Source organism: Acinetobacter sp. FDAARGOS_494 (genome assembly GCF_003812225.1).
GTDB lineage: Bacteria > Pseudomonadota > Gammaproteobacteria > Pseudomonadales > Moraxellaceae > Acinetobacter > Acinetobacter baumannii.
Genome location: NZ_CP033866.1, coordinates 1,452,220 through 1,478,756, shown reverse-complemented (window position 1 = coordinate 1,478,756; position 26,537 = coordinate 1,452,220). Strand labels below are relative to the sequence as shown.

Sequence of the window (26,537 nt, the reverse complement as noted above, 5' to 3'; positions counted from 1 at the left end):
TTTTCCGCAGTTTTTTGAATTTTGACTATTTGAGGCAAACCGCTTGGCGACCCCATTTTGGTACAACACCGCACTTCATTTATTAAAACCGTTTTATCGTTGGCGGATAAAAAGACGTGCAGAAAGTCTAGAATTATATCAGCAGGAATGTCTGGAAAGATTTGGGCCGTTTGAAGCACCGAAGAATGTAAAAGCGATCTGGTTTCATGCTGTTTCAGTCGGGGAAACCAATGCTGCACAGCCCTTAATTGAATATTACCTAAAACTTGGGCAGCCAGTCTTAGTGACCAATACCACGAAAACAGGTCAGGCTCGTGCCAAGTCACTTTTTCTAAAAGAACCTTATTTAGATTTATTTCAAGCCGTTTATTTGCCTGTAGACCAGAAGCCTCTTTTAAAAAAATTTTTTGAGTTATATCAGCCAAAGCTTTTAGCACTGGTTGAAACTGAACTTTGGCCAAATTTAATCGATCAAGCCAAGTTACAGCATGTACCTTGTTTGCTGCTTAATGCTCGGTTGTCAGAAAAATCTGCAAAAGGATATGGCAAAGTCTCGGGTTTAACCGCAGGTATGTTAAAACAGCTGGACTGGGTGTTAGCGCAAGATAGTGCAACTCGTCAGCGTTATGTTGAGCTTGGTTTAGACGAACACAAAAGTCAGGTCGTTGGTAATATTAAGTTTGATATCCATGCACCAGAGGCTTTTGTTAAACAAGCTGCCCAATTGCATCAGCAATGGTATCTGGAAAATCGGCAGGTTGTGACGATTGCCAGTACACATGTACCCGAAGAACAACAAATTTTGGAAGCACTCGCACCTTATTTAAATTCAGATCGTAAGTTGGTGTGTATTGTGGTGCCTCGTCATCCTGAGCGTTTCGATGAAGTATTTGAAATTTGCCAAAATTTAAATTTAATTACGCATCGTAGAAGTATGGGCCAAAGTATTCATGCCAGCACGCAAGTTTATCTCGCTGACAGTATGGGTGAGCTCTGGTTATGGTATGCCTTAAGTCAGGTGTGTTTTGTAGGCGGTTCTTTAAATGAGCCGGGTGGTGGGCATAATATTTTAGAACCTATGGTTTTAAATGTACCTACTGTGGTTGGACCGCGTTATTTTAACTTTCAAACGATTGTCGATGAGTTCATTGATGAAAATGCTGTGCTTATTGCTCAAGATGCGCAGCAGGTCGTTGATATCTGGTTAGCATGTCTGGCAGAACCTGAGGCGACTGAAAAGTTAGTGGTACAGGCGCATAAAGTGTTGCAACGTAATCAAGGTTCCTTACAAAAACATATCGGGGTGATTAATCGCTATCTGGCCGAAAAATCATGAATATTGTTTTACTAGAGTCTGAAGATGTTCAATCGGATACATGGTCTATCCATTCAAAACGTCAATTACAGCATTTGCGTGAACATCTTGATATTACAGTCGGCCAGAATCTAAAAGTTGGTATTCGCAACGGCGCCCGTTATATCACTGAAATTGTTTCGATGAATGAGCATGAAGTCCGTATACGGCCTATTCGTGAAGAACCACTACCAGCAAAACTTCCGGTTCATTTAATTGTAGCTTTACCAAGACCTAAAGTTTTACGCCGTCTAATTATGGACAGTGTGACTTTAGGGGTTGAAAAGATAAGCCTGATTCATAGTTATCGTGTTGATAAAAGCTATTGGCAAACACCTTTTTTACAGCAAGTAGACAACTACGTTACGCTGGGACTTGAGCAAGCAGGCGATACAATTGTTCCTGAAATTCAACTCTATAAACGCTTTAAACCTTTTGTTGAAGACGTCTTGCCAAGTTTAATTACGCAGGAAACACCTGCCTATGTGGCTCATCCTTATGCTGAGCAACGTATGCCAATTAATATTAGCCATGCTTGTAGTGTAGTGGTCGGACCGGAAGGGGGATTTATTCCTTACGAAGTAGATTTGCTCATAAAAAACGGCTGCCAAGCTATGAGCTTAGGCAACCGTATTTTAAGAACCGAAACGTCTATTTCTTATATTTTAGGTCGTTTGTTTAGCTGATGTTTCAGGGTTTAAAGTTGGTGGATTAGATACCATTTTTAATTCCTGAATTGGGTAAGGAATATCAATATCATTTTCATTGAAAGCTTGTTTTACTTGAGCTTGAATATTACTAATAGATGAAGAGATATCAGTTTCAGTGGTATCAACCCACCAGCGTACAGTCAGGTTAACCGAGAAATCTGCTAAAGCTGTGACGTTAACCGAAAACGCAGGCTGACTCAGTACATTTCGGTCATTGTTAAGAATATCTAAAATAATCTGTTTTGCTTTTTGCTCATCATCGTCATAGCCAATTCCGACTACGAACTCACAGCGTCGTTGTTGATAAGCAGTATTAACAGTTAAGGCACTTGTATAAACCGTTGCATTTGGAATAACAATACGGCGACCATCCGGTGAGCGTAGGAAGGTTGCACGGATCTGGATGTCTTCTACAGTTCCTTCAAGTGAATTCACCACAATTGAATCGCCAATACGGAATGGCTCGCTCAATAAAATCAAAATACCTGAAAGTAGGTTTTGGAAAATATCTTTAAATGCAAAACCAATGGCGACCGAACCGATACCTAGCGCACTCATAAGCTGGCCTGGTGTGAACCCTGGAATCATAATGACAAGGGCTATTAAGAAACCAAAGAATAAGATCGCTGTACTACCGACACGGTTTAAAACTAAAACAAGATTTTGACGAGTATAAGAGCGATTTTCTAAGGTCTTACGAACAAAGAACTTAAATAATTTGGTCAGTAGCCAAAAAATAAGAAAAACAACAATTGCAATGCAGATATAAGGTACACGTTCCCAAAAACTATCTACGATTTTGTCGATAGTGGTATAGGCATCATGGTATTTCTCGGTATGCGCTAAAACTGTTTGAGTGGTTTTAGTACCTGCTTCTTGCAAAAGTTCGCCTGTATTTTTTGCAACATCCGTTAAGGATTTTTGTTCATCAGCCACGACAAGTCTCTAATTGAATAAATTCAGAAAGCCTTTTCAGCTTCCATCATAGTAGGAGATAAAATGTGCGCCTACTATAATGAGTTCATCTAAATAATAAAGTGTTTTTTAATTAAAAGTATTCCGTTCCCTTTTGTAAGATTTGTGTCGGGGTTTGAATAGTATCGGTACCAGAGAAGTAGTAAAAAAAGCCTGCTGTAGAAATAAGGCTAATTAAAATAGCGATTAAAATAAGCCAAGCCATCAGTTTTTCTATAAACGTTGAAGGCCGAACAGGACCATATTGATTAGTGCCCGCTGTACCAGAAGCAAGCAGTAAATAAAGCATAAAAAAGAACTGAACGACTGGAATAAATAACAGTAGTCCCATCCAGCCACTTTTATTTAAATCATGTAGGCGTCGAACGACCAAAATAATGTTGAGATAGATCAGAAATAGCCAGAAAGCCCAGACCATTAAAGCACTTATACCGGAGAGAGAGCTGTAAAACTCAAAATTAAATAGATCACTTGAAAGCTGAAAACTTCCAAGAAACGAAGCCAGTATAAAATAGCCCACGATTGTGACTAAATAAATCAGGCCATATCCACCCAAATAACTCATTCGGTTAAAGCGGCCATGAATTGAAAAAGGGCTGTCTTTAAACGGGAGTTGAGGTGGACGTGAAGAGGGAGTTTCGGCAAACATCTTATTTTATTCCTGCACTGCTTCTAAAAGCTAAAATAAACTTTGTTGATGGTCAAAACCATCAAAACTTAAAAAAATTATAAAAGTAAAAGCTATAGACAAATGTTTTAAATCAACTTAATTTTATAAAAATGTTCATAATTTCGTATGCTTGAGTAAGTGATTAATATATGACCAAAGTCGCATTGTCTAGGCTTTGAAAGAGTCATCATACTGAAAAGGCAAACAAATAAGATCCAGTAAAATAATAGCCACAGTCTCGAGATGGGATGCACAAGATCAAGGAAGTTGCGTATGAATGAGATCTATCCAGTACCAGAGGAATTTAAAAAAACTGCTCGTACTGTTGAAGCAGACTACTTTAAACGTTATCAACACTCTATCGAGAACCCAGATGAATTCTGGGCAGAGCAAGCTAAAATTGTCGATTGGATAAAGCCATTTACCCAAGTTAAAAATACCAGTTTTGACAAAGACAATTTCAAGATTGAATGGTTTGCTGATGGTGAGTTGAACGTATCAGCAAACTGCTTGGACAGGCATCTTAAAGAACACCCCCACAAACCTGCAATTATTTGGGAAGGTGACCATCCTTCTCGTCATAAAATCGTTTCTTATAAAGAGTTACACGACGAAGTCTGCCGTTTCGCCAACGTTTTAAAGAAATATGGCATTGGTAAAGGTGACCGCGTTGTGCTGTATATGCCAATGGTGACTGAGGCTGCAATTGCCATGTTAGCCTGTGCCCGTATTGGTGCGGTGCACTGCGTGGTATTTGGTGGTTTCTCACCAGACTCGTTGGCAAGTCGTATTGAAGATAGCCAAGCTAAACTTGTGATTACGGCTGACTCAAGCCTACGTGCCGGTAAGTTGTTACCACTTAAAGAAAATGTTGATTTGGCTCTAGCATTGCCGGGCACAGAGTGTGTTGAAAACGTGATTGTGGTTTACCGTAATGCAAACCCAATCGAGATGAAACCGGGTCGTGATTTGTGGTATCACCTTATTATTATGGAGGTGGATGCAAACTGTCCTCCAGAACCAATGAAGGCCGAAGACCCTTTATTTATTCTTTATACCTCTGGCTCGACAGGTAAACCTAAAGGAGTGTTGCATACTACAGGTGGTTATCTGGTGTATGTGGCGAGTACCTTTAAAGAAGTTTTTGATTTAAAACAAGATGATGTGTACTGGTGTACCGCTGATGTCGGCTGGATTACAGGCCATAGTTATCTAATCTATGGACCATTGGCAAATGGTACGACGACCTTAATGTTTGAAGGTGTGCCTCAGTATCCAACATGGGCACGTCTTGGTCATGTGGTCGATAAACATAAAGTCTCTATTTTATATACAGCGCCAACCGCGATTCGTGCCATGATGCGAGAGGGTGATTCGTATGTACGTGAAAGTAACCGTAGTAGTTTGCGTTTGTTAGGTTCAGTGGGTGAACCTATTAACCCAGAGGCTTGGAACTGGTACTACAACGTTGTTGGTGAAGGCCGCTGTCCAATTGTTGATACATGGTGGCAAACCGAAACAGGTGGTATTTTGATTGCGCCATTACCGGGGGCAACAGCTTTAAAACCCGGTTCGGCAACGCGTCCTTTATTTGGTATTCAACCAGCGATTGTCGATGGTGAAGGCAATGAACTAGAAGGCGCTGCCGAAGGTAACCTTGTGATTAAAGATTCATGGCCGGGCCAGATGCGTACCATTTGGGGTGACCCAGATCGCTTTATTGAAGCTTACTTCTCGACCTTTAAAAATACTTATTTTACAGGTGATGGCGCCCGCCGTGATGAAGATGGCTATTACTGGATCACGGGTCGTGTTGACGATGTCTTAAACGTTTCAGGCCACCGTCTAGGTACGGCTGAAATTGAAAGTGCTCTTGTATCGCATGAATCGGTGGCAGAGGCTGCTGTTGTGGGTATGCCGCATGATATTAAAGGGCAGGGTATTTGTACTTTTGTGACCCTGCAGGCGGGGGTTCCGGAATCGGAAGAACTGCGAAAAGAGTTAATTAGCTGGGTACGTAAAGTACTTGGACCAGTAGCTTCACCAGATGCACTGCACTGGGCGCCAGCATTACCTAAAACCCGTTCAGGTAAAATCATGCGCCGTATTTTAAGAAAAATTGCAGCGAATGAACTGGATAGTTTGGGCGATACCTCAACCCTAGCTGAACCTGCTGTGGTGGATCAACTGATTGCGACAGTTTATCCTGATAGACAAAAATAACGTTTTAATAAAAAAGCCCCGATAGGGGCTTTTTTATTAAGCCTGTTTAAGATTTTGCTAGAAATTCAGCAGTATTTTGTACGCTTGCAAACATACCAAGAGCAGCTAAAAAAGCAGTTTGTACATCTTCGGCTTTAACAGTTTTTCCGTTATGGCTTAAATCACGGGTCGCAGTGGCATCTCCAATCAAGATGGGTTGATAACCTAACTCTTTGGCTGCACGTGTGCCAGAATCAATACAAATATGTGTCATCATGCCTGTGATCACGAGTTGTTCAATTTGATGTGCTTTTAAAAGTTCTTTTAAATTGGTTTCTAAAAAACTGTTTGGATAATGCTTTGTCACGATTAATGAATTACTGCCAGCACTAAGTTCTGGATGAAGTAACACACCTTCAGTATTTTCTTGAAAGAAGCTGGCTTGTGGCGGGTTAATATGTTGCACATAAATAATCGGTAAACCTTTTTCATTAAAATATTGCTCGAGCTGTTTTATTTTATCGAGCGCTTGATCTGGTCCAACCAATTCCATTTTGCCATTTTTAAAATAATCATTTTGTACATCGATAACTAATAGTGCTTGTTTCATGAGAATACTCTTGTTGGTATAAGATAAAACAAGGTTATTCTCTGCCCGCAAAATCGGCTATAGTCATATGAAAGCATTATCGCCAGTTTTCTTTCGTTATGAAAAATGAATATTGAATTAGACCCTATTGATCTAAAAATTATTGCATTGCTTAAGCAAGATTCTCGCTTAACAAATAAAGAAATTGGGCAGCGTGTTCATCGGACAGGGCAGGCAGTAGGAGCGCGAATTGCTCAGTTAATAGATGCAGGCGTTATTAAAAATTACACCATTGCCGTGCAATACAGGCATAAACAATTTATTCATTTGCATTTAAATGAACTGCGCTCCTTTGAAGAAATAGAAAATTTAGTAAAGCAATATGAACAAATCGATGAGTGCTTTAAGGTTATGGGTAATGCCTGTTATATGATCGTTAGTCATTTCGAACCAGCAGAACTCAATGCTTTTATTGAAGTCCTCTCAAAATGGTGTCGTTACTCAGTTGAAACTGTTATTCGAGAAGTAGAGAAAGCTTAAAAAATAAAAGCTCCAAGCCGAGTCTTGGAGCCAATATGTCTTTATTTTTATTTATTGTTTTTATTGTCTTGCGCTGTTTTAACTGGAGGTTTTAGGCTGATTTAGCTTGAATTTCTACCTCCTTTTCCTGTTGTAGTTCTAACTGACGAACGAGCGGCAGAACTTTTTCACCAAAGTATTCCACCTCTTCAATAAAGTGTAAGAAACCTGAAAGAACCAAGTCGACACCTACATTTTTAAGCGCCACAATCCGCTCCGCAATTTGCTGAGGTGTACCAATTAAATTGGTTTTAAAGCCATCGTTATATTGAACTAAATCTTCAAAAGTTGATTTTGCCCAGTTGCCTTCTTGTTCTGGTGAAGCAGCACCCGCTTCGCGAGTTGCATCGCCAAACGCATTTACTGCTTCAGTGTTGGCTTTATCAATAATTTCTTGAAGTACCGCTTTTGCTTCTTCTTCGGTATCTCGAGCAATAATGAAAGCGTTCACCCCAATTTTAACTTGATGGTTATTGGCTTTTGCTTTGGCTCGGATATCTTCGACCTGTTTTTGAATTTCTTCGACAGTATTACCATTGGTAAAATACCAGTCAGACACACGAGAGGCCATGTCACGTGCGGCACGTGAACTACCACCTTGAAAGACTTCAATATGTGGTTTTTGCAGAGGTTTTGGTTTAAGAGTGTAGTTCTGAAATTGGTAATACTTACCATCGAAACTATAGTTATCGGTAGTCCAGATTCCTTTTAACGTGTGAATAAATTCTTCAGAGCGGACATAACGTTCATCATGCTCAGGCCATTCTTCGCCAATAGCATCAAACTCACCTCTGAACCAACCACTCACCACATTAATGGCAATACGGCCTTCGGTTAGATAATCAATCGTTGCGAGTTGTTTAGCTGCAAGTGCCGGTTTCCAAGGGCCGGGCAGAATAGCCGCAATCACTTTAAGTTTCTCAGTTTTTGCAAGTAATGCATGACTGAAACTCACAGATTCATGCTGGTTTTCTGCCCCGTACCCTGCCGTAAAACGAATTTGGGTGAGCGCATATTCAAAACCATTGTTTTCGGCAGCCTGTGCAAGTCGAACATTGTAATCATAACTCCAGTCTGTACGCTGTTCGATGTTACTTACGACAAGGCCACCGCTTACATTTGGTACCCAATAAGCAAATTTAATTGGTTGTTGTAATTGCGTCATGGTGCTCTCTCCCCATTCGTTATTTTTATTTAGCTATATTGCATTTAGGCAACATGCGTTAATGATTTACCGGACTTATGATGCAAACGAGATTCTGCTGCATCTAGATTTGGTACAGCTGCTGAAGGCAATACTTCTTCTTGCTCAATTTGCTTGTTAATACCGAGCTCTTGATTCGCTTGCTGAGATTTAGGTTTAACCACTTCAGCACGTTTACCTTTCGCTGGTGCCCATTCTAAAATTGGCAATGCACGCGCTACGGCTAGCGTAATACGGTCAGATAACTGTTCACTTTTCACCGTATATTCAGGAGTAAAGTCGCGATCTGTTGCGTATACGCCAATTGGTAAAGTTTGTGCCTGAAAGAAGCTAAACAATGGGCGAAGCTGATGCTCTAGTACGAGTGCATGACGATCACTACCACCTGATGCAGCTAAAAGTACAGGTACATCTACTAATGCAGTTTGTTCAACGAAGTCAAAAAAGTGTTTGAAAAGGCCTGTAAAAGAAGCACGGTAGACAGGCGTACCAACAATTAAGGCATCTGCTGCTTCAACCGCTGCAAGGTCATCTTGTACGCGCTGCGGAAGCTGGTTGCGATAAAATGCGCCGCCTAATAAGGGCCCGATTTCACTCAATTTAATAAAGTGAACTTTAATATCAATTGCTTCAGATAACTCATCAAGAATGGCCTGAACCAGACTTTCGGTTTTAGATGGCGTATTCAAACCACCAGAAACAGCAACAATATTTAAGGGTTTTGATGATGCGATACCAGTCATGATTTGGTTCCTAAGCCTAAAAAAGAAGATTGGACTTATTAATCAACAATGCTGGCGAACTGTAAAATAACGAAATTGGTCAACCTTATCAGTTTTAAATATAAAACCCGAATAGTTGATTTTTATTATTTAATAGCGAGTTAAATAACTGTTTTTATTTTATATAATTATTGATGATATATTTTTTAGAATAAAAATAAAGCTTATATAAAAAACAGATTAATTTTGATTAAAAGGTAAAAAACATCTGAAAATCGAAGCAAAGGTCTGTATTTAACAACATTTTGCATAAAAATGGATAAGATGAGCATATCTTTCATCTAAATAGTAGGGTTACAATAGGCCATACTTATGCTCAAGATTACTTTAATCGCTTATGAATATTTTAATCGTTGATGATCATCCTTTGTTTCGTCATGCTTTGATTCAAGCAGTACGTTATAGCCTGCCGCAGGCACAAATTCATGAAACAGCTTCGGTTGATGAGTTTTATGAGCGTTTGGAAAATGGGGCAGAACCTGATCTGGTATTACTCGATTTAAACTTACCGGGTGCTTCAGGCTTTTCGGCTCTAGTCTATGTAAGAGCACAATATCCATCTATTCCTATTATTGTGGTTTCTGCACACGAAGAAGCGTCAATTATTCAACGTGCAATTGCGCATGGTGCAATGGGTTATATTCCTAAATCGGCTCATCCAAGTCATATTGGCGAAGCAATCCGTCAAGTGTTAGATGGGGAAATCTGGCTACCGCCAAACTTGCCATCAAATATTAATCTTGATCCGAGAGCGGCAGATGAAACTGCTTTGGCTGAACGTATTCAGTCGTTAACGCCTCAGCAATTCCGAGTTTTGATGATGGTTGCAGAAGGTTTATTAAATAAACAAATTGCTTATGAACTCGATGTTTCAGAGGCTACCATTAAAGCGCATGTAACCGCTATTTTTAGAAAACTAGGCGTACAAAATCGTACACAGGCTGTATTGGCAATTAGTGCATTAAATATTGAAGATAAAAAAATCTAAAATAAAAAAGACCTCAATTGAGGTCTTTTTTATATGTTCCACTTAGGCAAGGCAATCTTGCTTAGGTGTTAGGCTGTCGCAGTACAGTGGGTTAAGAGCACATTGCAAATCATCAATTTGTTCTTGGGTCACATAGCCCTTGCTTTTTAAATATTCAGCTACACGGTCATCACGCAAGCTTAAGAAAGCCGCATCATAAACACCTAAATCAACAAAGAGAGCTGCAGTTTCTAGGCTATTGAACCGGTCAAGGAAAATATCATTGCCATACATTAAGAAGATATGGTCAAGTTTTGCTTTTTCATCTACATGCAAACGTTCAGCAAGTTGATGTGGAGGAGTCTTAATAAACAGCAAGTCAGAAAGCTCATCGAACTGAGTCATATCTAACTGGTTTTCTCCGAGTTTGACATGACCAAGCCAAGCCTTGAAAACCAGAACAGCACCACCGCGTAGAAGCATGCTCCAGATTTGATGGCGTGTTTCATGGTCAAGGTTTTCACTTTCAGCAGTAAGAACTTTTAAGAAGTTCTCTTCTTGTTGGGCTAATTTATCAAATAAACCTAAGCCTTGCGGATGATAAGCAGCAGGCGCAAATACATCAAAATTTAGATCATGAAATACATTAAGTGCGAGAGGTACAGCACACTGATAAATAGTATTGAGTGCTTTGATATGTGCTTCGCTAAGCTTGCTATGCGGAAAAATACTTTGCCAATCTAACTCAGGAAGTAAGGCATTGGCACTGTATTGACGATAAAATTGTTGAGACGAGAGTTGCCCTTGTGGGGTGTTATCAGAAATATTCATGGCAGTTATCCTTTGCATTCATTCTAGAGCAGTGAAGCTATATAGATTGGAAATCGATTTGATAATTCGTTATACAATTTAAAAATTCGTTTTGAATATTTATGTGTCATGAAGAATGCAAGTAGAATACTACTAAAGTCGTATAAGGTGATTTTTTGTAAATAATATATTATAAAAACAATGATTTATTAAATTGTAACTAAGTATACAAGTGTTCACTTACAAAAAAGGTGGGCTTTGCCATAGAAAAAAAGGTATTGGAAATTTTGGTCAATGATTTACTGGGTAAAAGTAGACTTTTTGAGCAGTTCTGCCTATTGGCTTAAATTCAGTCAAACATTTTTGCCAAGAACCGCTCCCCAAACTTATTAAAGGTTGGGGAAGCGATAAATGATTAGTCTGTCGTGCTGGCAATTTTAAGCCCAGATAACCATGCTCTTAATGAAGCAGGTTTTAACGGTTTTTTGAGTAAAACAATATTCAGTTCTTTTAATTGCTGCGGTAATTCAGGGTGCGAGTCCGCTGTAATTAAGGCAACAGGAACATCTTCTTGACGATTTTGAGTAATAAAATCAACGCCAAGTTGATTGTGGTTTAAGTGCTGGTCAATGAGCCAAACCTGAATATTCTCTTTTTGAATAATTTCTAGCGCCTGTTCAGGTTCAGTCGCTTTGAAAACTTGATAACCCCATCGTCCTAATAAACTACTCATTCCTTCAAGAATAGTTTCATCATTGTCTAGGCACAAAATACGGTAGGCTTTAGTTTTTAAAGGTACGGCTTGTACAGCTGGTGTTGCAACTTTTGGTGGCTCGACAATAGGTACTTCAATCATAAAGCATGAGCCTTTGCCCAACTCTGAGTAAACATGAACAGGGTAATTTAGCAAACCTGTCATACGTTGTACGATGGCAAGTCCTAGCCCTAAACCTTGTTCACCCCAAGGTGATAAATGCCCACAGCGCTCAAACTCTTGGAATAGCTTAATCCGTTGTTCTTCGGCAATACCAGGTCCAGTATCCCAAACCCCAATTCGAATATGTCCAGACTGCTGCGCAGAGCGGAGTACACCCACCACCACTCGACCTTTGGCGGTATAACGCAAAGCATTACTGACAAAGTTTTGGATAATACGACGAATCCACTGCGGGTCGGTATCAATCCAGAAAGACACATCGTGGACTTTCAGTGAGATATTTCGCTGAGCAGCGATCGATTTAAACTGCAACTCAAGATCACTGAGTAAATCATGCAACGGATAAGGTTGTCTCTTTGGCTGTATGGTGCCGCCTTCCAAACGCGCAATATCGAGTAGGGCAGAGAGCATACTTTCTGCTCCATAGAGTGCTCGGTCAAGTTGTTGTAGGGTCTGGCGGTCTTCTTCGGTCGAAATACTTTGCTCAAGAACGGTACTAAACAGACGAGCAGCATGCATAGGCTGTAATAGATCGTGACTTGCCGCGGCAATAAATCGACTCTTTGACATATTGGCCATATCGGCTTGTTCACGTGCAAGCTGTTGCTCAGTTAAGGCATCGGCAAGCTGTTGAGTTCTATCTTTTACGCGGGCTTCAAGCACGGCTTCGTTCGCACGGAAGGCCGTAATATCGGCAAATGTCGTTACAAAGCCTCCACCTGCGATTGGATTTCCTCGCATTTGAATTACACGGCCATCTTTACGAATACGTTCAAATTCGTGAGCACTTCCCACTTTCATCCAGTGAAGGCGTTTACGCACATGTTCTTCAACTGAACCGGGACCACATTCACCGCGTTCGGCGTTATAACGAATGAGGTCGGCAATTGGGCAGCCCACATAAACGAGGTCTTTTGGGTAACCAAACAGTTTTAAATATTGATTGTTCCATGCGACCAAACACATATTTTTATCAACCACGCTTACCCCTTGGGTCATGTGGTCAATCATGGTCATAAGAAGGTTCTGATTAAAACGTTGCCACTGCGATGCTTGGTCTAAAATATTAGCCACTTGCCCTAAAGCGAGGCCGTTATTAATCATTGCTGTTGTGAGCAACGTACGTGCAGAAGCGGCACCGATAATACCGGCCAGATATTGCTCGGTAAAACGCCACCACATGCCATTGGCAATACTATTTGGGTTGAGGGTGAGGTGATTTTGCTCACAAAAATTTTCGAACGCTTGCGTAGTGGGTTGCTCACCCGTAATTCTTTTGGCTAGGGCAAATAAATCACCCACTTTTAAGCGGGCCGCATCATGAGGAAGATAGGTTAAATCAGTAGATGTGTGCGGTGATGGTAAAGGCTTAGTTTCATAGTAGAAGAAGCTTTCTGCCTGAATTTGTTCAGCGACGCTTGGCCGATAAATTTTTGAAATCCAGATATATAAAACAATATTTAAGCCGAGTGACCAAATAACACCGTGAGTTAAAGGTGCAAATGACTCAAAACCAAATAAAGATTCCGGGCGTAGGGCATTAATGCCGAAAGGACCGAAAAGTAAAATACTTTGAGCAGTTTCCTGATAGGCTTCAGGCAAGCTACGCAAAATAGTTGGAAATAGTAATGTATAACTCCACATTAAAAATCCAATAATAAGTCCTGCATAGACGCCTTGACGGCTTCCGCCACGCCAATACAAACCACCAATCAGTGCAGGTGCAAACTGTGCTACAGCACTAAAGGCCAATAAGCCGAAAACTGAAAGTTGGTTAATGTCATTAAAGAAATGGAAGAATAAAAAGCCAAGTAGCATCACTGCAACAATACTAATACGGCGGCTAAATTTAAGAACTTTAGGTAAGTGCTTATCGTGACGTGACAGCAACTTAAATCGCCATAGAGCAGGCATAATCAAGTCGTTACTGAGCATAATAGACAATGCTACTGATGACACCAGTAACATGCCTGTTGAGGCAGAGAACCCGCCTAAAAAGGCCAGTAATGCCAGCCACTCTTGGTTATAACTTAAAGGCAATGACAGCACAGCCACATCAGGCACGGTCAGAAACTTCGGTGCAGCATGTAAAGCCCAGCTTGCAATCGGAATAATGGCAAGAATAGTTAAAATGAGATAAACCGCGAACCATTTACGGGCACCGCGAATATGCTTCTCATCGCGGAGTTCGACTACCGCCACGTGGAACTGACGTGGTAAGCAAATAATGGCTAAGCCCGCCAATAATGTTTGAATCCAGAAGGTTTCGGGTACACCAAAGAGCTGAACTTCCTGAAAAGTCTGGTTTACATCAGAGGTCATTTGGCTCAGGTTGGCCGGTGATTCAAAAATAAAAAATAAAGCGACACAAAGTAAGGCAAATAACTTCACAAATGACTCAAATGCAACTGCAAGCATGAGGCCGCCGTGTTGCTCCGTGTTTGCAATCTGCCTTGTACCAAAAATCATGGCTAAAATCGCAAGCACACTGGTGAGCAATAACACGCTGTTGGTCGTCGTATGAATATGCGAGCTTTGCTCCATAATGACCGAGGTACTTAAAGCAATCGCACGCAGCTGTAACGCGAGGTAGGGGATAATCGCAATAACGGCAAGAATAGTGACCAACGATGCGAGTACACCACTTTTACCATAGCGTGCCGCGACAAAGTCAGCGATTGACGAAATCGCATGATGCTGACGAACTCGACCTAGACGCCGCCAGATGTCATAACCAAACCAAACAAATAACAGTGGACCTAAATAAATAGGTAAGAAGATAACGCCTTCACGTACGGCAGCCCCAGTTGCGCCATAGAATGTCCAAGAGGAACAATAGACACCTAAAGTTAAGCTAAATAAAAACATACGGCCACGCGTGCTAAGACGACTGGCATGCTTCTCACCAAAAAAAGCACAGACAAATAAAAGCGCAATATAAAGAGTGAGCACCCCAATAATCAGCCAACTGTTCATATGACCTACATAAGTGAAACCTTATGCCTATCATAACCCAAGCCGAAACAAAGCTATAAATTGATTAAATTTTAACGACCAAAGTCTAAGTTACGACTGAGCTGGAATCTTGCTAACTTTAATAATGAAAAAATACATTAAAAAAAAGTGACCAAGGTTCGGCACTATGTAAGGAGTTTGGTTATGGATCAAAGCCAAGTAGAACAGATTCTACGTAATCCAAAGTTTCAAAAAATGGTCAAGAAAAAAAGTGCATTAAGCTGGACGCTCACAATCATCATGTTAGTGCTTTATGTGGGCTTTATGCTACTTGTGGGCTACAACAAAGAATTTTTGATGAGTTCCTTTAGTGGTGGTGTAACGACATGGGGGATCCCGCTAGGTTTAGGAATTATTGTTTTATCTTTCCTACTTTGTGGTGTGTATTCCTATATCGCAAATAATACCCTTGACCAATTGAGTGAAGAAGCGTTGAAGGAAGTTGAAGCCATCACGCATGAGAAAGGACTACACTAATATGAAATGGAATTCATTCAAAGCGAAAGCCTTATTGGCAGCAGCATCGCTATATTCAACTGTTGCTATGGCAAGCCCGGACTTAGGTGAAGCAGAACAGCAAGCTACCAACTGGCATGCCATTATCATGTTTATCATCTTTGTTGGCTTTACCTTGTTTATTACCAAATGGGCGGCTAAACAAACTCAATCGGCGCAAGACTTCTATACTGCTGGTGGTGGGATCAGTGGTTTCCAAAACGGTTTGGCGATTGCGGGTGACTATATGTCAGCAGCGTCATTTCTTGGTATTTCTGCAATGGTGTTTAGCTCAGGTTTTGACGGCTTGCTTTATTCACTCGGGTTCATGGTCGGTTGGCCAATCGTTTTATTCTTGGTGGCAGAACGCTTACGTAACCTTGGTAAATATAACCTTTCAGACGTAGTGTCATTCCGTCTTGAAGAAAAACCAGTTCGTACTTTAGCTGCTTTCAGCTCGCTTGTTGTAGTCGCGTTCTATTTGATTGCACAAATGGTAGGGGCAGGTCAGCTCATCAAACTATTATTTGGTTTGAACTATAACATTGCAGTTGTGATTGTCGGCTTGCTCATGATGGCATACGTGATTTTCGGCGGAATGCTAGCAACCACATGGGTACAAATCATTAAAGCAGTGATGTTATTAAGTGGTGCAACGTTCATGGCCTTTATGGTGATGAAAGCGGTTGGTTTCAGCTTTAGTAATATGTTCACCCAATCAATTGAAGTGTTCAGTAAAGTTCACGACGTAAGCTTTGAAGATGCTGCAAAAATTATGGGACCAGGTAAACTTGCCGCAAACCCGATTGATGCCTTATCTCTTGGCTTAGCACTCATGTTTGGTACAGCAGGTCTTCCACACATTCTTATGCGTTTCTTCACGGTAAAAGACGCAAAAGAAGCGCGTAAATCAGTTGTCGTTGCAACAGGTTTTATTGGTTACTTCTATCTTTTAACTTTCATTATTGGTTTCGGTGCGATCCTTTTCGTATCAAATAACCCGCAATTCCTTGATGTTGCGAAAATGGCAATGACCGGCAAACTTGAGCTTGTTGGTGGTAACAATATGGCAGCCGTGCATTTAAGTGACGCTTTAGGCGGTGACTTATTCATGGGCTTCATTTCAGCAGTAGCGTTCGCAACGATTCTTGCTGTTGTTGCTGGTTTAACGCTTTCAGGTGCATCTGCGATCTCACACGATTTATACGCTAACGTATTTAAAAAAGGTCAAACCACTCCAGCTTCAGAGCTTCGCATGTCAAAAATCGCGACGCTTGGTTTAGCAATCTTTGCCATGATTTTAGGTATTTTGTTTGAAAAGCAAAACGTAGCATTCATGGTAGGTTTAGCATTCTCTGTAGCGTGTTGTGCAAACTTCCCAATTCTTGTTCTTTCAATGTTCTGGAAAGGTTTAACAACTCGTGGTGCGGTCATTGGTGGCGTAGTTGGTCTTGTAACAGCGGTTGTACTCATTATTCTGTCTAAAGCAGTATGGGTAGATACTTTAAAAATCTCTGACACCCCAATTAACCCGTTCAATGGTCCTGCATTATTTGCAATGCCTTTGTCGTTCCTTTGCTGCTGGTTCTTCTCGGTAACTGACAGCTCAGCACGTGCGAAAAAAGAACGCGCTTCTTTCGATGCTCAATATGTTCGTTCAATGACAGGTATTGGTGCTTCTGGCGCATCAGACCACTAAAATCAAAACCACTTGAACATCTCAAAAAAGCCCTACGGGGCTTTTTTTATTTATCTTATAAAGTGTATTGAAAGAAGCTCCTTAATAAAGAACAACTTGTTTATCCTATTTTTTGTACAGTATGATTTTCTATAATCCAAAACATAATGAAAAAATGGAAAATAATTAAATGCGATCTATCATTGAATTCTGGTCGAGCTTTCGATTGTTGCCTTCTGCATGGCTGCTGTTGGTGCAATTCATTTTACTTATTCTGGCTATGCTGACTTTTGATAATGAGGCTTACAGGACCTTAACTTGGGCGCTAGGGGTACTTGCATTACTCATTATTGCTAAAGTTATTCGCCAAACACCCATGTTCACTTTTCTCGGTCTCGCATTTGTCAGTGGGGCAATTATAGCTTCGGTCTTTATTTTATTAGGCTATAGCAATTTAACCATCCAGATTTTTGCCCATAGCTGTGAAGCCTTAGCTTACTTTTCGGCTGCTTATGGTTTATTTCGCTATATGTTTGCCGACCGATATTTAACCCGCGATGAGTTGTTTGCAGCTGCCGCAGTTTTTACCTTGCTGGCTTGGGGATTTGCATTTTTATATAACATTTGTCAGTTACTCATTCCTAATAGCTTTCAAAATCCAAACCACATCCATCACTTACAAACTTGGTTAGATTTACTGTTTTTAAGCTTTAGTTTGCAGTCAGCTACGGGACTGTCTGACTTAATGCCCCTTAGTCCACCAGCACGTGTTTTAGCGATGTTACAGATGTTTTGTGGTGTGATGTATTTGGCCCTAATAGTTACGCGTTTAATCGCTTTACAATATATCAAGCACACGCCTAAAAAGAATTCTGATAAATAAAGAAGGAGGTGTTTTAATTTATTTACACCTTTGTAACTGCAATATTATTTAAGTTTATTTAAAGTATTATCGGCTTTCTCTATTGAAAGATAAAACTTTGTTCATTCCTGAATGTCTTTATTGGCTTTAAGCCTGTCATTTTCATTAAAATAACATGGAGGATTTATGCCTTCCAAACAAGCGAGTTGGTTCGCAAATGTTAATCCCAATGTCTTTTTGGGTACGGTCATTATTATTGCTTTGTTCTTAGCAGTTGTTGTGATCGCTCCGAGTTCTTTTGAACTTCTCACGCAACAGTTAAAGCAGTGGATCACTGATTCTTTTAGTTGGTTCTATGTCTTATCGGTTGCCTTCTTTCTTATCCTACTCATTTATATTGCCTGTTCTGCGATTGGACGTATTAAATTAGGCCCTGACCATAGCCAGCCCGAATATAGTAACGGATCATGGTTTGCCATGTTGTTTACTGCGGGTATGGGTATTGGCTTAATGTTCTTTGGTGTGGCTGAACCTGTCATGCACTATGTCAACCCACCAAGTGGTGAGCCACAGACAATTGAGGCAGCACAACAAGCTTTACGTGTAACCTTTTTCCACTGGGGCTTACATGCATGGGCAATTTACGCCGTGGTCGGTTTAGCATTAGCTTATTTTGCTTATCGGCATAATTTACCGCTCAAAACCCGTTCAGCACTGTATCCACTAATTGGTAAAAAGATTTATGGACCCTGGGGCGACAGCATCGATATATTTGCGACCATTGGTACAGTCTTTGGTGTAGCGACTTCTCTCGGATTTGGTGTTACCCAGATTAACTCTGGTTTACATTATCTATTTGGTATTGAGCAAAGCACCACTACTCAGGTTTTACTCATTATTTTTGTGAGTATTCTCGCTTCATTATCTGTGTTCTTAGGACTAGATAAAGGGGTCAAACGTTTATCAGAGCTAAACTTAGTATTAGCTTTAATATTATTAGTATTCGTTTTTATCGCTGGCCCTAGTATTTATTTACTTCAGACCACTATTCAAAACACTGGGCAGTATATCTCTAACCTTTTTACCATGACATTCAATTTATATGCTTATCAGCCGAATGGATGGATTGGGGGATGGACGATTTTATATTGGGCTTGGTGGATTTCTTGGTCGCCATTTGTAGGTATGTTTATCGCAAGGGTTTCACGTGGTCGTACCATTCGAGAATTTATTGTCGGGGTACTCCTCATTCCAACAGGCTTTACCATTATCTGGATGGGCTTTTTAGGAAATGCTGCGTTATTTAGCATTATCCATGAACATCAAACCACTTTGATTCAGGCTGTTCAGCAAGACTCGTCAGTTGCTCTATTTGAGTTTTTAGGACACTTGCCATGGTCAGGTGTCATGAATATTCTGGCGACTATTTTGGTGGTTTTATTCTTTGTGACTTCTGCTGACTCAGGGGCATTGGTTACTGACTACTTAACAGCAAAAACAGAAAATTCACCTACTTGGCAGCGCCTGTTCTGGACAGTACTTATGGCGGTGCTGGCTATTATTTTACTCTTGGTGGGCGGTCTTGCGGCGCTTCAGTCTTCAATCATTATGAGTGCGTTGCCTTTTACCGTAGTCATGCTGTTAATGAGTTGGGGCCTAATAAAAGCCTTGCATCTTGATGTCACTAAAATGATAGCAATTCAAGAGGCTCGCATTACACCACGCGCCATTCATAACCCTAGAAGCTGGCAGCAGCGTCTTGGTTTAATCATGCATTATCCTCATAGTGAAGAAGAGGTGAAGCAATATATTGAAAAGCAGGTTTCACGTGCTTTTGAAAATATTCAGCATGAGTTTAGACGCCGCCATCTTGAGGTGTCGATTAGTGAAGTGGAAGATGGTATGCAGCTTCGAGTCGATCATCATCATGAAATTAATTTTATTTATAAAGTTGTTTCACGTGAAACAGTACCCCCAAGTTTTTTAATTGGTCGTACAGAAGCAGAAGACGGTCAGTATTTTCAAGCCGAAGTGTTTTTAAGAGAAGGTGGACAGAACTATGATGTAATGGACTGGACTCAGGAAGATTTGATTCAGGATATTATTGATCAGTACGAACGTCATTTACATTTCTTAAATATCGTACGCAGTTAATAGCCATAAAAAAAGGACTCAATTGAGTCCTTTTTTTTAATTCAATTTCTAAATTAAATTAGAAACGGAATTTAGCATTTAAGCCGATAGTTTGTGTATCGTAGCTAGACTTTTTAACGTCAGCTTTCATGTAAGATGCACCAACTGCTAAAGCAGGAGTGATGAAGTAGTTTACGTTACCACCCCAAGCTTGGCGGAATTCACCAAGGTCATTACCTTTGATGTCAGCTTCGCCATCGTTACCAACGAAAGTAGCGCCAACACTTAACTTAGGAGTTAAGTAAAGGTCAGTTTTTAAACCGTATTGGTTTTCTTGACCGAATGCACCAGCAGCTTCAAAACCGATTGCCATGTTAGTTCCATCGATTGGACCAACATATTTAGCACGTGCTGTAACAGCATCTTGGTCGTTTTGGATAGCAGCAGTTTGGTTAACAGCAGAGTAGATACCGTTACCGATGATACCGAAGTTATCTAAAGCGAATTGGTTAGCAACACTTGTATAACCAACAGTCATTAAGAAGTTAGGTAACAACATAGCACCAACTTCTAATGCATAACGGTCACCGTTGTCATCTTTAGAGAAGTTGTTTTTACCATCAACATCAGTGTGGTTGTAAGTTGCGCTAGCATATACAGGAAGGTAAGGAGTTGGAACGTATGCCTCACCTTTAACACCGTATGTACCAATGTGGTAGTTTACGTTGTTTTGGTCATATTGTTGATAGCTATAACCTAAAGACACGCTAGAAGCTTGGTTTAAGAAAGCTGCTTCAGCTAAAGGACCCTTAGCTGTATCAACATTTTTCAAATAGAATGTACCAGCAACGTCACCAGTGAAGTTTTTATCATTTGCAGTTGTGTCAACATATTCAGATTGACCTTGAACTTCAAATTGATAAGCATGAGCACCGGTCATGGCTAATAATACAGCAGTGGCTAAACCAAGTTTTTTCATAATCATTTCCAGCATTAACAAGAGATAAAGCTGGGGTCATTGTATTGTAACAATTTATGAAGTCAATAATAGATGAAACGTAATGTTAAGGAAATTTGACACTTATGTTAAAAATGGTTAAAAAAACAACAATTGAAGTGTATTATGTCAACCTGCTAAAAAAATGAACATTAACAAGAGTCTAAACCTTAAGTTTCATAGGGAATTGACACTAAATAGTTTAAAAATAATTACATTTACAATTGGAAAAAGCGATTTTATTAATCGGTTTTAACGTTAATTTATTTGTCGACTTGTTTAATAAATAGCCACTCAAACATTATTCTTTTTTCAATTTTGCTGTATTTTGAGTAATAGTTAACACTATTTTGATAAGTTCATCTAAATAATCTATCTATTTTGAATTATTATATAATTGAATAAAGCAAAGAAAATATGTTTTTAAACTAAAAAAACGATTAAAAAATTAATTCTGATCAATTTAATCAACTTTACAAAATTAGAGATAAGTCACACAATTCAATTGCAAAGTTCACTATCTAACATTTTTAGAGTTGGAAGTGCTTTCCCAGATACGATGTGTTATCACATCAGACTTTACGAGCTCAGCTTTCCCCAAGGTTGAGCTTTTTTTTATCTATAAGAAAACATTAATATTTATTAAAAAAAATACATGAAATTTCTTCTATTGAGTGTGTATAAAAAAGAACCCAGCTGAGGGCTGGGTTTAGGATGCTGGGAGAAACATCCAAGAGGAAAAAGAAGCTAATTATAGGATTGCGAAATTTACATCATCTGTAAAATGGAGTTTTGCTATAGCCATCATTTGCTCTTTCGATCAAATTTTTAAGAAATAGAAAAGATGAAAGCGTATATTGCGTTAATCGAACTTTGTTGCTGAACTTCTGTTCAGTAAAGTGCTAGGATGCGGATTAATTACTTCATTCTATAGTAGTGATCATGGTAGGACATTTACGGAGTACCAGCTAGAAATGTCAGGATTACGTTCAGAACATATCAGTAATCGACTGTTTTTCTTCATGTTGGTCATTATTTTGTCCTTACTGTTTATGGCGGTTCCGCTTATTGTCAGCAGTTATCAAGAGTACTTAAAAACTAAACAGGCTTTGGTTGAAATTAAAAGCTTAAGATCAATTGCTGAAGTTGCAAATAAAGTCTCTAAAGAACGTGCGCCCGCAAATAAATTAATGTCGAGTAACGCTGCCGACTTTTTAAAAAATCAAAAAAACTTAAAAGAATATCGCCTCTCTGTTGATCGCCAACTTAATGAAACTATTCATATTTTAAAAGAAGAAGGTTATACCGATTTAGCAAATACTTTAGATACTAAATTTAGAGATGATTTAAAACAAGCTCGCGCTGTAGTTGACTATTATGTTGCAACTCCTGAACAAGCGAGAAGCTCTATACAATTCGATAATGCAATTTTGGCTATGTTTGGAGCTTGGGATAGCTGCCGAGAAGTTTTACAAAATTTGATGCTACAGTTAAAAAGTAAAGATAGCCAAATTAACAATTACTTTACTTTGATTGTGGTGTTGACCGATATGCGGGATCAAGCTGGTCGTACCGCATCTAATGTTATTGCGCCTGTGACCTTTAAAGAAACCATACCTAATGATAATCGGGCGCGGTCTTTGCAGACTCAGCAGCAAGCACGCTACTTATGGGCACTTGTAGACACACTACAGTCAGAGCAAGCTAAAACTCCGGAATATCATCGCCTTTACTCAAGGGTTAAAACTGAATTTTTAGATAAAGGCGTACCTATTGTGGGTCAGCTTTTAGATGAAAGCCAAAAGCACCAAGCCTATCATTTAAACGGAACAGAACTGACAGACCAAATCGTTGATAAATTTACCACGGTTATTGATTTGCAAAAGTTTTTACTTAATAAAAGCGTCTTGATTGCATCTCAAGAAAACTATTTGGCAAAAAAGAAGTTTTTCCTTACTTTGCTCATTTCAAGCATATCCTTAGCAGCTGCTTTACTTACACTAATTTATGCAAAGAGAAGGGTGTTTGAGCCTCTTATTCAGGCCCGTACCTTAATTCTTGATTTATCTCATAGCACAGATTACCCAATAGATGAGTTGAAACCTAAAAAAGGTGAATTTATTTCGTTGTTCGAAGCTATTGATCGTTTACAAAGGATGCTCAAACAGCGAGATGCTTTTGAATTCCAGCTTAAAAATATTGCTAATACAGATCCATTAACGGGTGTATCCAATCGTTTGGCTTTATCTGAGTATTTAAAAATTGTTGAGAGTTACCCTCAAAAATTTTCTCAAACTTGTTTGATGATTATTGATATTGATCGCTTTAAACACGTGAATGATCAATATGGTCATATTGTGGGTGACCAAGTGATTCGGCGTATCGCAGATCAATTAAAAGCAAATGTACGGGCTTCTGATTTAATTGTTCGTTATGGTGGTGATGAGTTTTTAATTTTGTTAGAACAAGTGCAGTTTTTAGATGCACGTCTCTTGGCCGAAAAAATTCGTATTGCGATTTCTTTAGAGGAAATTGATCTATCTGGTACACAAGAAAAATTGCATGTATCGGTCAGTATTGGGTTTGCGATTGGAGCGACAAGCTGGATGGAGTTATTAGAGAACGCTGATCGTTCACTCTTAAGAGCTAAAGCTCGGGGACGGAATGTAGTAGAGGGATAAAAAAAGCCGGAAAATAAATTCCGGCTTTTTGTTTTATTGTTTCAACATCGGTTTCAAGAAGCGGCCAGTATGGGAAATCTCGACCTCGGCTACTTGTTCAGGTGTCCCTTCAGCAATGATCATACCACCGCCCGAACCACCCTCTGGACCTAAGTCGACAACCCAGTCTGCTGTTTTAATGACATCAAGGTTATGTTCAATTACCACAATGGTATTACCCTTGTTGCGTAGCTCATGCAAAATATCGAGTAACTTGGCAATATCATGGAAATGCAGACCTGTTGTTGGTTCATCCAAGATATAAAGCGTTTTACCCGTATCACGTTTCGCTAACTCTCGAGCCAGTTTGACACGCTGTGCTTCACCACCAGATAAAGTAGTAGCCGCCTGACCTAAACGAATATAGCCTAGACCTACCTGAGTTAAGGTTTCTAAACGACGGTGAATAACTGGAATAGCACTAAAAAACTCAGCAGCATCTTCAACCGTCATTTCTAAAACATCAGAAATGTTTTTGCCTTTATAGCCGACTTCAAGTGTTTCACGGTTATAACGTTTGCCATGACAAGCATCGCAAGGTACATACATGTCTGGTAAGAAGTGCATTGCGACTTTAATCATACCGTCGCCTTCACACGCTTCGCAGCGTCCACCTTTTACGTTAAACGAGAAACGACCCGCACTATAACCACGCGCTTTCGCTTCTGGTGTTTGAGCAAATAATTCACGAATTGGCGTAAATAGACCCGTATAAGTCGCTGGATTAGAGCGCGGTGTACGGCCAATTGGGCTTTGGTCAATATCAACGACTTTATCCAGATGTTGTAGACCATCAATCGAGTCAAATTTTTCAGCTGTTAAAGTCGTTGCACCGTTGAGCTGTGTTGCAGCCAGTGGAAGTAACGTACGGTTAATCAGTGTTGATTTACCTGAACCTGAAACACCCGTAACACAAGTCATAATGCCAAGTGGGATGGTTAAATCGACATTTTTTAAGTTATGACCCGCTGCACCTGAAAGTTTAATTTTTTCTTCAGGTTTAGGTGGTTGAGTTCGTTGTTTTGGCACTTCAATTTTGAGTTTGCCTGAAAGATATTGACCTGTGAGTGAGTCGGCATGTTTAGCCAGCTCATCATACGTACCTTCAGCAATAACAACACCACCATGCACGCCAGCACCAGGGCCGATATCAATAATATGGTCAGCTGCACGGATTGCATCTTCATCATGTTCAACGACTAATACCGTATTGCCCAAATCACGTAAGCGAATTAGCGTTTGTAATAAACGGTCATTATCACGTTGATGGAGACCAATTGATGGTTCATCAAGGACGTACATGACACCCATCAAACCTGCACCAATTTGCGAAGCTAGACGGATACGCTGGGCTTCACCACCCGATAGTGTTTCGGCAGAACGAGCCAGACTTAAATAGTTCAGGCCAACACTCACCAAGAAATGTAAACGCTCACGAATCTCTTTAAAGATTTTATCTGCAATTTCACCTTTGGCACCTTCAAGGTTTATACCTTGATAGTAGCTTTCAGCATCACCAATCGACATGCGGGTAATGTCGGCAATGGTTTTATCTTTTACACGAACATGACGTGAAATTTCATTGAGACGTGAACCACCACATGCATCACAAGCTGCATTAGACAAATATTGTGCTAAATCATCACGTACATAGTTACTTTCAGTTTCACGATAGCGACGCTCAAGGTGTGGCAAAATTCCTTCAAAAGGTTGCACGCGTGTATGTTTACGGCCACGTTCATCGATATAACTTAAATCGATTTTTTCTTTGCCAGTACCTTGTAAGAATTTCTTTTGCGTGTCTTTATCTAACTGATTCCAAGGTGTATCAAGTTGAAAACCAAAATGGTCGGCAACTTTTTGCAGCATTGAATAGTAATAAGGACGTTGACGATCCCAACCACGAATAGCACCTTCACTAATTGCAAGTTCAGGGTTAGGAATGAGTTTTTCAGGGCTAAAATGGCTACGTGTACCTAAGCCATCACAGACAGGGCACGCACCAAACGGGTTGTTAAATGAAAATAAACGTGGCTCAAGCTCTGCGACTGCGCGATCACATTCAGGGCATGAGTGTTTTGCAGAAAAAACGCGATCTGGGTGTTCGCCATTCATCCACGATAAAACTGCAATATCGCCACCTAAACGTAGTGCAGTTTCAAATGATTCAGCAATACGGTTGCCTAAGTCATCACGTACTTTAAAGCGGTCAACAACGACTTCAATGGTATGTTTTTTCTTTTTGTCGAGTTCCGGTGGTGTATCAATATCAATGATTTCACCATCAACACGGGCACGAACAAAACCTTGACCTTGTAGTTGTTCGAACAAGTTGCTGTATTCACCTTTACGCTCACGAACAACAGGGGCAAGCAACATGAGTGCAGTGCCTTCCTCAAGGTTCTTTACCGCATCGACCATTTCAGAAACAGTTTGCGCAACCATAGGTAAGTCGTGTTCAGGGCAATAAGGCGTACCGACACGTGCATAAAGCAGACGCAAATAGTCGTAAATTTCGGTAATCGTACCAACCGTTGAACGTGGGTTATGGCTAGTAGACTTTTGCTCAATCGCAATGGCTGGTGATAAACCTTCAATCGAGTCGACTTCAGGTTTTTCCATTTGCGATAAAAACTGACGGGCATATGCCGAAAGTGATTCGACATAACGGCGCTGTCCTTCGGCATACAAGGTATCAAAGGCAAGAGAAGATTTTCCTGAACCTGATAGCCCCGTAATTACCACAAATTTGTCGCGTGGAATATCGAGTGACACATTTTTTAAGTTATGGGTGCGTGCGCCTCGAATACGGATATGACTTTGGCTCATAAAACATCTCAATTGTGTATTGATGAAAA

The 26,537-nt window shown here is 40.1% G+C and carries 19 protein-coding genes; 10 read left to right on the top strand and 9 right to left on the bottom strand.

The genetic code is table 11. The features are described 5' to 3' along the window. The first annotated feature begins 43 nt into the window (after nucleotides 1-43). Together EG365_RS07200 and EG365_RS07195 are read left to right on the top strand one after the other, a co-directional pair. The gene (locus EG365_RS07200; protein ID WP_000224855.1) at nucleotides 44-1,336 is read left to right on the top strand and encodes a 3-deoxy-D-manno-octulosonic acid transferase; all 1,293 of its coding nucleotides are present in this window, start codon (nucleotides 44-46) and stop codon (nucleotides 1,334-1,336) included. Next, nucleotides 1,333-2,040, top strand: a complete 708-nt coding sequence (locus EG365_RS07195) for a 16S rRNA (uracil(1498)-N(3))-methyltransferase (RefSeq protein ID WP_001028413.1) — start codon at nucleotides 1,333-1,335, stop codon at nucleotides 2,038-2,040. Before EG365_RS07200 ends, EG365_RS07195 begins: the two co-directional genes overlap by 4 nt. Here the strand turns inward: EG365_RS07195 and EG365_RS07190 are convergent. Next, nucleotides 2,020-3,000: a mechanosensitive ion channel family protein gene (locus tag EG365_RS07190; RefSeq protein WP_000752854.1), complete on the bottom strand. Its 981-nt coding sequence runs from the start codon at nucleotides 2,998-3,000 to the stop codon at nucleotides 2,020-2,022. The two genes, EG365_RS07195 and EG365_RS07190, sit on opposite strands and share 21 nt — an antisense overlap. Nucleotides 3,001-3,112: 112 nt before the next feature. Beyond that, nucleotides 3,113-3,688: a DUF805 domain-containing protein gene (locus EG365_RS07185; RefSeq protein ID WP_000457175.1), complete on the bottom strand. Its 576-nt coding sequence runs from the start codon at nucleotides 3,686-3,688 to the stop codon at nucleotides 3,113-3,115. Nucleotides 3,689-3,982: 294 nt separating this feature from the next. Between EG365_RS07185 and acs the strand changes: the two genes are divergently transcribed. Continuing rightward, a complete protein-coding gene (gene acs / locus EG365_RS07180; protein WP_001002965.1) occupies nucleotides 3,983-5,932 on the top strand; it encodes an acetate--CoA ligase in 1,950 nt (649 codons plus the stop codon). Between the two features lie 46 nt (nucleotides 5,933-5,978). Here acs and EG365_RS07175 read toward each other — a convergent pair whose 3' ends face one another. Continuing rightward, nucleotides 5,979-6,521, bottom strand: a complete 543-nt coding sequence (locus EG365_RS07175; RefSeq protein ID WP_000806374.1) for a cysteine hydrolase family protein — start codon at nucleotides 6,519-6,521, stop codon at nucleotides 5,979-5,981. 105 nt (nucleotides 6,522-6,626) lie between these two features. On the opposite strand from EG365_RS07175, the gene EG365_RS07170 reads away from it, so the two are divergent. Beyond that, a complete protein-coding gene (locus EG365_RS07170; protein ID WP_001019407.1) occupies nucleotides 6,627-7,040 on the top strand; it encodes an Lrp/AsnC family transcriptional regulator in 414 nt (137 codons plus the stop codon). Nucleotides 7,041-7,131: 91 nt separating this feature from the next. On the opposite strand, the gene sfnG is transcribed toward EG365_RS07170, so the two are convergent. Both sfnG and msuE read right to left on the bottom strand, forming a co-directional pair. After that, on the bottom strand, nucleotides 7,132-8,244 hold the full coding sequence (sfnG, locus tag EG365_RS07165) for a dimethylsulfone monooxygenase SfnG (protein WP_000192759.1): 1,113 nt from the start codon (nucleotides 8,242-8,244) through the stop codon (nucleotides 7,132-7,134). A gap of 44 nt (nucleotides 8,245-8,288) precedes the next feature. Beyond that, nucleotides 8,289-9,026, bottom strand: a complete 738-nt coding sequence (gene msuE / locus EG365_RS07160; protein WP_000145704.1) for an FMN reductase — start codon at nucleotides 9,024-9,026, stop codon at nucleotides 8,289-8,291. Between the two features lie 376 nt (nucleotides 9,027-9,402). On the opposite strand from msuE, the gene EG365_RS07155 reads away from it, so the two are divergent. Beyond that, nucleotides 9,403-10,053: a response regulator gene (locus EG365_RS07155; RefSeq protein ID WP_001023261.1), complete on the top strand. Its 651-nt coding sequence runs from the start codon at nucleotides 9,403-9,405 to the stop codon at nucleotides 10,051-10,053. A 42-nt stretch (nucleotides 10,054-10,095) separates the two neighbouring features. On the opposite strand, the gene EG365_RS07150 is transcribed toward EG365_RS07155, so the two are convergent. Both EG365_RS07150 and EG365_RS07145 read right to left on the bottom strand, forming a co-directional pair. Further along, entirely contained in the window at nucleotides 10,096-10,863 is a 768-nt protein-coding gene (locus tag EG365_RS07150; protein WP_001026735.1) for a hypothetical protein, read from the bottom strand. Nucleotides 10,864-11,257: 394 nt separating this feature from the next. Then, a complete protein-coding gene (locus tag EG365_RS07145) occupies nucleotides 11,258-14,755 on the bottom strand; it encodes a PAS domain-containing hybrid sensor histidine kinase/response regulator (protein ID WP_001089744.1) in 3,498 nt (1,165 codons plus the stop codon). A 183-nt stretch (nucleotides 14,756-14,938) separates the two neighbouring features. On the opposite strand from EG365_RS07145, the gene EG365_RS07140 reads away from it, so the two are divergent. The 4 genes from EG365_RS07140 (at nucleotide 14,939) to EG365_RS07125 (ending at nucleotide 19,983) form a co-directional block, all read left to right on the top strand. Next, nucleotides 14,939-15,271, top strand: a complete 333-nt coding sequence (locus tag EG365_RS07140) for a DUF485 domain-containing protein (RefSeq protein ID WP_000372818.1) — start codon at nucleotides 14,939-14,941, stop codon at nucleotides 15,269-15,271. 1 nt (nucleotide 15,272) lies between these two features. Then, nucleotides 15,273-16,988 carry a cation acetate symporter gene (locus EG365_RS07135; protein WP_000871878.1) on the top strand — a complete coding sequence of 572 codons (1,716 nt, stop codon included), beginning with the start codon at nucleotides 15,273-15,275 and terminating at the stop codon, nucleotides 16,986-16,988. Nucleotides 16,989-17,157: 169 nt separating this feature from the next. Beyond that, nucleotides 17,158-17,850 (top strand): ion channel, encoded by a 693-nt coding sequence (locus EG365_RS07130; RefSeq protein ID WP_001256565.1) that lies wholly within the window; start codon nucleotides 17,158-17,160, stop codon nucleotides 17,848-17,850. A 165-nt stretch (nucleotides 17,851-18,015) separates the two neighbouring features. Next, complete coding sequence (locus EG365_RS07125) at nucleotides 18,016-19,983, top strand: BCCT family transporter (protein WP_001139472.1); 1,968 nt, start codon at nucleotides 18,016-18,018, stop codon at nucleotides 19,981-19,983. A 58-nt stretch (nucleotides 19,984-20,041) separates the two neighbouring features. On the opposite strand, the gene omp33-36 is transcribed toward EG365_RS07125, so the two are convergent. Continuing rightward, entirely contained in the window at nucleotides 20,042-20,941 is a 900-nt protein-coding gene (gene omp33-36, locus EG365_RS07120; protein WP_000733005.1) for a porin Omp33-36, read from the bottom strand. Nucleotides 20,942-21,933: 992 nt separating this feature from the next. Here omp33-36 and EG365_RS07115 point away from each other — a divergent pair. Continuing rightward, entirely contained in the window at nucleotides 21,934-23,640 is a 1,707-nt protein-coding gene (locus tag EG365_RS07115) for a GGDEF domain-containing protein (RefSeq protein ID WP_000016109.1), read from the top strand. A gap of 33 nt (nucleotides 23,641-23,673) precedes the next feature. On the opposite strand, the gene uvrA is transcribed toward EG365_RS07115, so the two are convergent. Continuing rightward, nucleotides 23,674-26,508, bottom strand: a complete 2,835-nt coding sequence (gene uvrA / locus EG365_RS07110) for an excinuclease ABC subunit UvrA (protein WP_000083355.1) — start codon at nucleotides 26,506-26,508, stop codon at nucleotides 23,674-23,676. Nucleotides 26,509-26,537: the final 29 nt, after the last annotated feature.